The sequence below is a fragment of the Sporosarcina aquimarina genome, assembly GCF_019748715.1.
GTDB lineage: Bacteria > Bacillota > Bacilli > Bacillales_A > Planococcaceae > Sporosarcina > Sporosarcina newyorkensis.
Genome location: NZ_JACLBZ010000037.1, coordinates 56,074 through 63,468 on the forward strand (window position 1 = coordinate 56,074; position 7,395 = coordinate 63,468).

Here is a 7,395-nt window from a genome sequence, read left to right on the forward strand (position 1 = left end):
GAGGAATAACAGTGAAACGTTTTTTACTTTCGGTTACATTCGCCGTGCTGTCTGTCCTATTGTTCGGATGTTCGAATAACAATGAGCCAGAAAAAACAGATGCGACCGTAGATCAGGAAACGCCTGAGTCAAAATCGCAACCTGATGAAGAAGTGGCGTTATTTATTTCTGCTGCAGCCAGCTTGACAGACGCATTAGAAGATTTAAAATCGACTTTTGAAGAAGAGCACGAAGAAATTAAACTGACTTATAATTTCGGTAGTTCTGGAAAATTAGCTAAAAACATTGAAAACGGAGCACCATCTGACGTTTTCTTATCTGCAAGCTCAAAAGATATGAATGATATGGAGGAAAAAGGATTAATCAACAATGAATCTAGAGAAAATTTCACATCAAATGTACTTGTATTAATCACACATAAAGATTCGGACAGTACGATTGACTCGTTTGAAGATATCGATCCAGCTGCTCTCGATCACTTTGCAGTAGGTGAACCTGAATCCGTTCCAGTAGGACGCTATACGAAAGAAACATTTGAAACTCTAGATTTATGGGAGCCTTTGCAAGATAAACTAGTGTTAGGTTCAGATGTTCGTCAAGTGTTGACACATGTGGAGATGGGTAATGCAGATTATGGCGTGGTTTATTCAAGTGACGCATATATTTCGAATGATGTAAAAGTATTGGCTGAATCAGATCCTGAATGGCATGCGCCAATTGTTTATCCTGGAGCAGTCGTAAAAGATTCCAAACATCAGGAGGCTGCACAGCAATTTTTGGATTATTTGACGAGTGATAAAGGAAAAGAAACATTGCAGGAATTTGGATTTAAGTAAGAGGAAGGGGGAGTAGGCTTGCTTGAAATGGATTATTCACCTTTGATTTTATCGTTGAAAGTAGCTGTCATCTCCACTTTTTTTGTGTTTTTAGCAGGAGTTTTCATAGCTTATTTACTGTCAAAACGAGATTTTTTTGGTAAAAGTATATTGGAAGCTTTGTTTTTGTTACCTCTCGTATTGCCGCCTACTGTAGTGGGGTTTGCTCTGCTCATTTTATTCGGGAAAAAAGGGTGGATCGGTAGTTGGCTATTGGAATGGTTTGATTTTCAAATTGTTTTTACGTGGATTGGAGCGGTTATTGCTTCGATTGTCGTGTCATTTCCGTTAATGTACCAGAGTGCTGCAGCTGCGTTTGAGAGTTTGGATGAAAGGCTTTCAAATGCAGCACGAACGATGGGCGCTTCCGAATGGCGTGTATTTTGGACTGTGGTTTTTCCACTTGCCTGGCCAGGCTTGCTGGCAGGATTGGTTTTATCGTTCGCAAGAGGTCTTGGAGAATTTGGAGCAACATTGATGCTTGCGGGATACATACCAGGCAAAACGGATACGATCCCAATGGCTATTTATTTTGCAGTGGAGTCCGGTCAGATGGAAAAGGCGACATTTTGGGTCGTCATCATCATTACATTCGGGTTCAGTCTGATTTTGTGGGTGAACTGGTGGAGCAAGCGTAATATTCGTCGATTTAGCAGAATGTGAATGGGAAGGGGGGAAGTAAATGCTGAGCGTACAACTAACTAAACAACTCGCACATTATGAAATGGCTATTCAATTCGATGTGGGAGCAGAAATCCTCGTGTTGGCCGGTCCATCCGGTTCAGGAAAAACTACAGTTTTAAACTGTGTTGCTGGACTTTTGCATCCTGACAGTGGATTGATCGTTTCGAAAGACCGGTTATTTTACAAGAGCGGTGAGAAACCATTGCCGGCAAGAGATCGTCAAATCGGTTATTTATTTCAAGATTATGCCCTGTTTCCGCATATGACAGTCGAAAAGAATATTTGGTATGGCGTCAAGAAGAAGCAATATAAAGAAGATCTCCATACTGTGAAGCAACTCCTTCATGTGTTGGGTATTGAACATTTATTACAAAAGTATCCTCATCAAGTGTCCGGTGGAGAAAAGCAGAGAGTGGGGTTAGCGAGAGCACTCGCCACGCGTCCATCTGTTTTATTACTGGACGAACCTTTATCAGCACTCGATAAGGAAACGAGACAACAATGTCAGGAAGAGCTACTGCGTCTGCATAATATTTGGCAAATCCCTTTCATTATTGTGACGCATGACCTGGACGAAGCTGAGAAGCTGGGTGATCGTATTCTTTATTTGGATCAAGGTCATATCGCAGATGAAAAGCCGATTAAACATTTGGCAACCGTTTAGTGAGATAATGAATAGATCAACGAAGCTCCGATTCAATGGATCAGAGCTTTTTCTATGTCTTGCCGGACTGAGACATGGCTTGTATTTAAAACGAAATATCGCCATACTAGTAGGTATCAATCCATTGAAGAGGGGCCACTCCTGTGAGCAAACAGCTAAATGACCGCAAAGCAGAACATATCCAAATCGTCTTAGAAGAACAAGTGACAGGAAACACGATTACAACGGGCTTAGAGCACTATCATTTTATACATAATGCACTGCCTGAATTGGCATTTGACGATATTCAGATAGAACAAGCTTTTTTCGCGAAATTATGCAAGACTCCATTTTTAATCAGTTCGATGACAGGCGGCGCTAACTTTGCTGAAACGATCAACCGAAACTTGGCACTGGCCGCAGAGCAAAGAGGCTGGGCACTTGCACTTGGCTCTACGCGTGCTTTAATCGAAAGTGAAGCATATAGACAATCTTTTGATCTGAGAGAGTATGCGCCCACTATTCCGATCATCGCAAATTTGGGCGCAGTTCAGTTGAATTACGGCTTTTCTGCAACAGAATGCCGGAAAATCATTGATTATACAGACGCAGATGCGCTTGTGCTTCATCTTAATATTCTTCAGGAAGTCATTCAGCCGGAAGGAAACACAAATTTCAGCAATTTACTGTCAAAAATAGAAAAACTATGTACGGATTTGTCCATTCCAGTTGGTATTAAAGAAGTGGGATGGGGAATTGATCGGTCCACTGCTGAAAAACTGCTGGAGGTCGGTATTTCTTTTATCGATGTTGCAGGAGCAGGAGGCACATCATGGAGCCAAGTTGAAAGATTCCGGACGGATCCAGCTAAGCAACGGGCTGCCGCAGCATTCAGTGAGTGGGGTATACCTACTGCGTGTTCTGTGGAGTTAGTGAAACCGATTATGGATGAAAAAATATTAATTGCAAGTGGTGGGTTGCACACTGGCGTAGATGCTGCAAAGTGTTTCGCATTAGGTGCAGATTTTGTCGGTTTTGGAAGATCGATTCTAGAGGAAGCAACCGTTTCTGTAGAAAGCGTTTTAAAAACAATGGAAATTAGAGAACTCGAATTACAGATGGCGATGTTTGCAGTCGGCGCACAAAATCTTACTGAACTGCAGCAAACAGAACGACTTCATAAAACAACTCCGTGAATTTCTGGTCACGGTTTGTTTTATGTATTATAAGGAGGAATTATCATGTGGAAATTAGTGAACGGAAAAATGATGCAAACAACCGATGAAACGCGTGTAAAATTTCGCACGAACATCAGCAAAGAGATTTTACAGCGACTAGATGATTTATCTGAGGAATACAACACATACAGCAATTATTTATTGGAAAACGGTTTACGAAATATCATAACGCATGATGTAATCCAGTACGATAAAAATTTACGTCCGAAAGATCGAATTCAATATAAAACTACATATGATAAAGAATTATTAGAAACCGTCAAGCAGCTGGCAAAAGAGCAAAAGCTGTTCATCAATGATGTCATTGAGTACAGCGTGGATCATATTGATTTTAGTGATTTGAAAACAAAAGAACATAAAAACCGCTTAGAAGAGTAGCGTGGAAGGTATTATGGAGAGTGAAAAATATAGAGTGCGTAGAACGCCCCGAACATAATATAAATTATAGGAAGTTAAGTTTCAGTTATAAGTATACTTGTGATATTGAGATATTAGCGGTTTTTAATGTACAAGGACACCAAAGTCCGGACTATTACTATACCCTTAAATTTTTTCTAATCAAAATTCACCATTTTAATTTCTAATTATTTTTGTTTTTATTCATCAATTATACTTTTGTTGTACAATCAAATGCTTCAAAAATGGACAATCGTTGTTTCAGATTGCGTCCTTTAGTTTTAGAGTCTATTTACATTACTCTAAAACTTTATCATCAAAGTTAGAATTTAAAAGTTGTGTTGTCAAAATCTACTTGGATCCTATATTTATGCGGAACAAGAACCTCATCACCAATCTGGCCCATCGTTATTATCGCCTATTTTAAGATTAAATGAATTAGAATCCAGATTGTAATTTTCAACTGACTCATAAAAAATTGATTTTACTTCTTCTTGTACAAATTCAGTAGCCCCTTTATTTTCTAATACATATTTCACCTGAATATCATCACTGGAATAAACAGCCACCAACGTTTGAAACTCATAGCCTTTACCTTCTAATTTTTGCCTATCTGTTCAATAAAGCCATCCTTTTGATAAAGTCGAGTTAAAATCTCCTCTACTTCTTTTTGTTTCTGTTCTGCCTCCACATCTATTTCGGGATCTGTGAAGTTCGCAGCTGTTTTCCCATTTGTTAAAGGGGTACCAATATACAAAAAGGTTACAACAAATAGAATCGCTATGAATCCTGCTGAAGCAATTCCCCCCTTTTTCACGTTGTACACATCCTTTTTTTTATTTTAAATATATGACTGTACCAAAGGGTTTAAAACGACTTGAATTATTGAAAAACTAACCGTAATTTGTTATGCTGCCTTATTCTGCAAAGTGGTCCGATTGATGAACGGACGCAAATGGTTGCTATCGCAATCGCGCCGTTTTATTGAAGATTGGCAATCCTTCGCACAAGAATTGCGACTATGTATGTAAAACACTAATCATAAATATGAAAAAGTGACTAATTTACACTTTTCGCATCGATATGCTGGAACTTTGCCTATTTTAAAAACTGAATCATTTATCAAGACCTCGTTTCCATCATCAAAGAAAACGGAATCCCCTGATTCTGACCAGCAAATTCGACGAGGAGAAAATATATATCCTTGCTGTACTTCATCACCACATTTGTGACACTTTAAAGTTTCGTTCATATTACTAACGCCGACTTTCCTAGATATTTTTTATAACTCACTATAAAACAAAATGGCCCTATTCTGCAATACGAGGCGCAGATCCTTATTCAAGAGGTGCGTCCAGTTTCTTGTAGAAAGTTATATAACGCTGTTAAGTAAAAAATATAAAACTCCCTATTTTCTTAACACCTTTTCGCATTTTAAAAAAGAACAAAGTAGCAAGTGCTAAATTAATACCCCCCATAAAAAGAAAAATAAAGGTGAAATATTTTCCCCCTACAGTTGGTGAACTGGATATTGTTATTCCGAAAAAAACGTAGATTACACTAATAGCTGAAAGAAAAACTGTTAATTCTTTGATATTATTTTTAAGTAGTAAGTAACCGCTTAAAATTAAGATATAAGATAGACCTAACAAAATTAGTATAGGGTACATGGGATAAAACTTTGCCGCATAGATGAAATGGTCCAATTGCGATATCTCTGAATTATCCGTAACTTCCCCATTAAACATTTTCGAAAAAAATGCTGTGTATTTCCATTCCCAAGGAACATCTCTTATCATGCTTCCTTCATACCAAGATATTAATGTTGAAAATACTAGCAGCATTAATGCTAATAGATATTGAATGGCATACTTCATTTGTAACCCCCTCATTTACTTTATTTTAAGATGGGGCCCATCTTAAAATATCTAGCCCTGATATAGATCGAGCGGGATTACATATCATGAATTACGCCTAATTGCGGAAATAACATCTGGTTATTTATAAACTGATTTGTGCTTCCCCTGTGCATTTTCTCTAAATTCCCATTGGTTTTCTGAATACCGATACACGATGAGTTTGTAATGCTCTAAATCCTCCTTGGATAGGTTATTTTTTAAATAACTTTCGACCTCGGTAATATCTTTTTCTTCGTAAACTGATACATCAAGAACAGAGTCAGTGTCACCGATTGATGTGCTTTGAACATTATGGTTATCCCATAATGAGTCCATTACTGCTTCTGTACTGTACGGTTCTTTTTGCATAAAACCAACTAGTGCAATCCCTATGACGGCAAATACAGAAAAGAATACGCCAAACTTTGTTTTTACTCTCATTTTTCTCATCCTCACTGTTTGCTATTTGTTACCTGAAATATTTCGTAAAAGTATTCACCGTACCAATATAGGAACCATTTTTACTACACAAAATGGCTCCGATTGCAATACAGACGCAATTGCTTTATTGTCTATTATTTGCTGCGTTAATTTTCTTTTCATCAGAAAATCCTATTACTACACAAATAAGTACACCTAAACCAAAGAATCCTGCAAGCAGCCAATTATGTTCCCAGTTGATAATCAGGCAATATTGGCAAACTAATGCAGTTATAAATGCTCCATACTTTTCATGCCATTTATATGGTTTTGAAGGATTTTTATTGACCAAGAACCCATCCCCTCTCTTGAGTGCCATTCCACAAAATGGACCGATTGCTACATACTAACTAATTCGGAGCTTTCTAACTTATGAAACAAGTATACACTATTCATTAGTTAAATTGGGGTTAAATTGGGGAAGCGTAAAATGCAATTAAGCATTTTTTTAATGCCTATACCTTTAGTAGTTCCTGCATTAATATAAAATTATATCTGATTATATAGTTCGAACTTTGATGTCCTTCAACACTTTTTAAGGTAAATTTTACGCTCGACTTATTAATAATAATTGGGAATTGTACCACTAGCGTCGCATTAAAATAAAATCTCTCATTACTGAGTTCCGAATAATCTTAAAATAATATTTTCCATAAAAAAATCCTTTATAATGGGTTGGAGGCAGTAATCCATCCAAATCCAAAATAAAGGACAATCTCATGGATAAGATTACACGAAAAACAGCATTTAAGCAATGGATGGCACCCATTCCAATGAATTATTTGCGGAACAGGTCCAGCTCCATTGTCTTGATCACTATACAAAGAAGCTGCATATGGCTTCGTTTATGAACTTACTCTTGTACGCGCAGCTTCATGAAACAGAAAGTTTACGTGCCGTCAGCGACAGCGTATTTTCCGAAGAACTACAGGAAGCTACGACCTTGGATTCCATCAGCTTCTCACAGCTCGGCAGGCGATTGCGCCAGGTGCCGACGGAATTCTTTCAAGACATTTTTCTCGACTTGGTCGCACAGATTCATGAAGCGACGGATTTCCAGACGCGATGCAAGCGAATGACCCCGCTGAAAATTATCGATTCCAGCACATTGCCTTTGAATTTGAATACCCACCGATGGGCGACGTTCCGGGTAACCAAGTCCGGTATCAAGCTTCATCTGC

At 38.1% G+C, this 7,395-nt stretch carries 11 protein-coding genes and 1 pseudogene; 6 read left to right on the top strand and 6 right to left on the bottom strand.

Annotated features, from left to right (window positions below):
• Positions 1-11: 11 nt before the first annotated feature.
• The 5 genes from modA to H7J92_RS16375 all read left to right on the top strand — a co-directional run bounded on the left by modA (position 12) and on the right by H7J92_RS16375 (position 3,818).
• A complete protein-coding gene (gene modA / locus H7J92_RS16355) occupies positions 12-836 on the top strand; it encodes a molybdate ABC transporter substrate-binding protein (RefSeq protein ID WP_221838018.1) in 825 nt (274 codons plus the stop codon).
• A 27-nt stretch (positions 837-863) separates the two neighbouring features.
• Positions 864-1,538 carry a molybdate ABC transporter permease subunit gene (gene modB / locus H7J92_RS16360; protein ID WP_425441327.1) on the top strand — a complete coding sequence of 225 codons (675 nt, stop codon included), beginning with the start codon at positions 864-866 and terminating at the stop codon, positions 1,536-1,538.
• 19 nt (positions 1,539-1,557) lie between these two features.
• Entirely contained in the window at positions 1,558-2,223 is a 666-nt protein-coding gene (locus tag H7J92_RS16365) for an ATP-binding cassette domain-containing protein (protein ID WP_221838020.1), read from the top strand.
• A gap of 143 nt (positions 2,224-2,366) precedes the next feature.
• A complete protein-coding gene (gene fni / locus H7J92_RS16370) occupies positions 2,367-3,398 on the top strand; it encodes a type 2 isopentenyl-diphosphate Delta-isomerase (RefSeq protein WP_221838021.1) in 1,032 nt (343 codons plus the stop codon).
• Positions 3,399-3,443: 45 nt separating this feature from the next.
• Entirely contained in the window at positions 3,444-3,818 is a 375-nt protein-coding gene (locus H7J92_RS16375; protein WP_221838024.1) for an rRNA methyltransferase, read from the top strand.
• A gap of 407 nt (positions 3,819-4,225) precedes the next feature.
• Here the strand turns inward: H7J92_RS16375 and H7J92_RS16380 are convergent, their stop codons facing one another.
• From H7J92_RS16380 to H7J92_RS16405, 6 genes are all read right to left on the bottom strand, one after another.
• Positions 4,226-4,408 (bottom strand): hypothetical protein, encoded by a 183-nt coding sequence (locus H7J92_RS16380; RefSeq protein ID WP_221838027.1) that lies wholly within the window; start codon positions 4,406-4,408, stop codon positions 4,226-4,228.
• A 26-nt stretch (positions 4,409-4,434) separates the two neighbouring features.
• Complete coding sequence (locus tag H7J92_RS16385; RefSeq protein ID WP_221838030.1) at positions 4,435-4,653, bottom strand: hypothetical protein; 219 nt, start codon at positions 4,651-4,653, stop codon at positions 4,435-4,437.
• A 222-nt stretch (positions 4,654-4,875) separates the two neighbouring features.
• Complete coding sequence (locus tag H7J92_RS16390; RefSeq protein ID WP_221838033.1) at positions 4,876-5,088, bottom strand: PF20097 family protein; 213 nt, start codon at positions 5,086-5,088, stop codon at positions 4,876-4,878.
• Positions 5,089-5,221: 133 nt separating this feature from the next.
• Positions 5,222-5,713: a YjdJ family protein gene (locus H7J92_RS16395; RefSeq protein ID WP_221838035.1), complete on the bottom strand. Its 492-nt coding sequence runs from the start codon at positions 5,711-5,713 to the stop codon at positions 5,222-5,224.
• A gap of 120 nt (positions 5,714-5,833) precedes the next feature.
• Positions 5,834-6,175, bottom strand: coding sequence for a YolC/YozM family protein (locus tag H7J92_RS16400; RefSeq protein WP_221838036.1), 342 nt, complete (start codon positions 6,173-6,175; stop codon positions 5,834-5,836).
• Positions 6,176-6,299: 124 nt separating this feature from the next.
• A complete protein-coding gene (locus H7J92_RS16405; RefSeq protein ID WP_246603079.1) occupies positions 6,300-6,506 on the bottom strand; it encodes a hypothetical protein in 207 nt (68 codons plus the stop codon).
• 427 nt (positions 6,507-6,933) lie between these two features.
• On the opposite strand from H7J92_RS16405, the pseudogene H7J92_RS16410 reads away from it, so the two are divergent.
• A pseudogene (locus tag H7J92_RS16410) lies at positions 6,934-7,395 on the top strand (DUF4372 domain-containing protein); the annotation flags it as partial.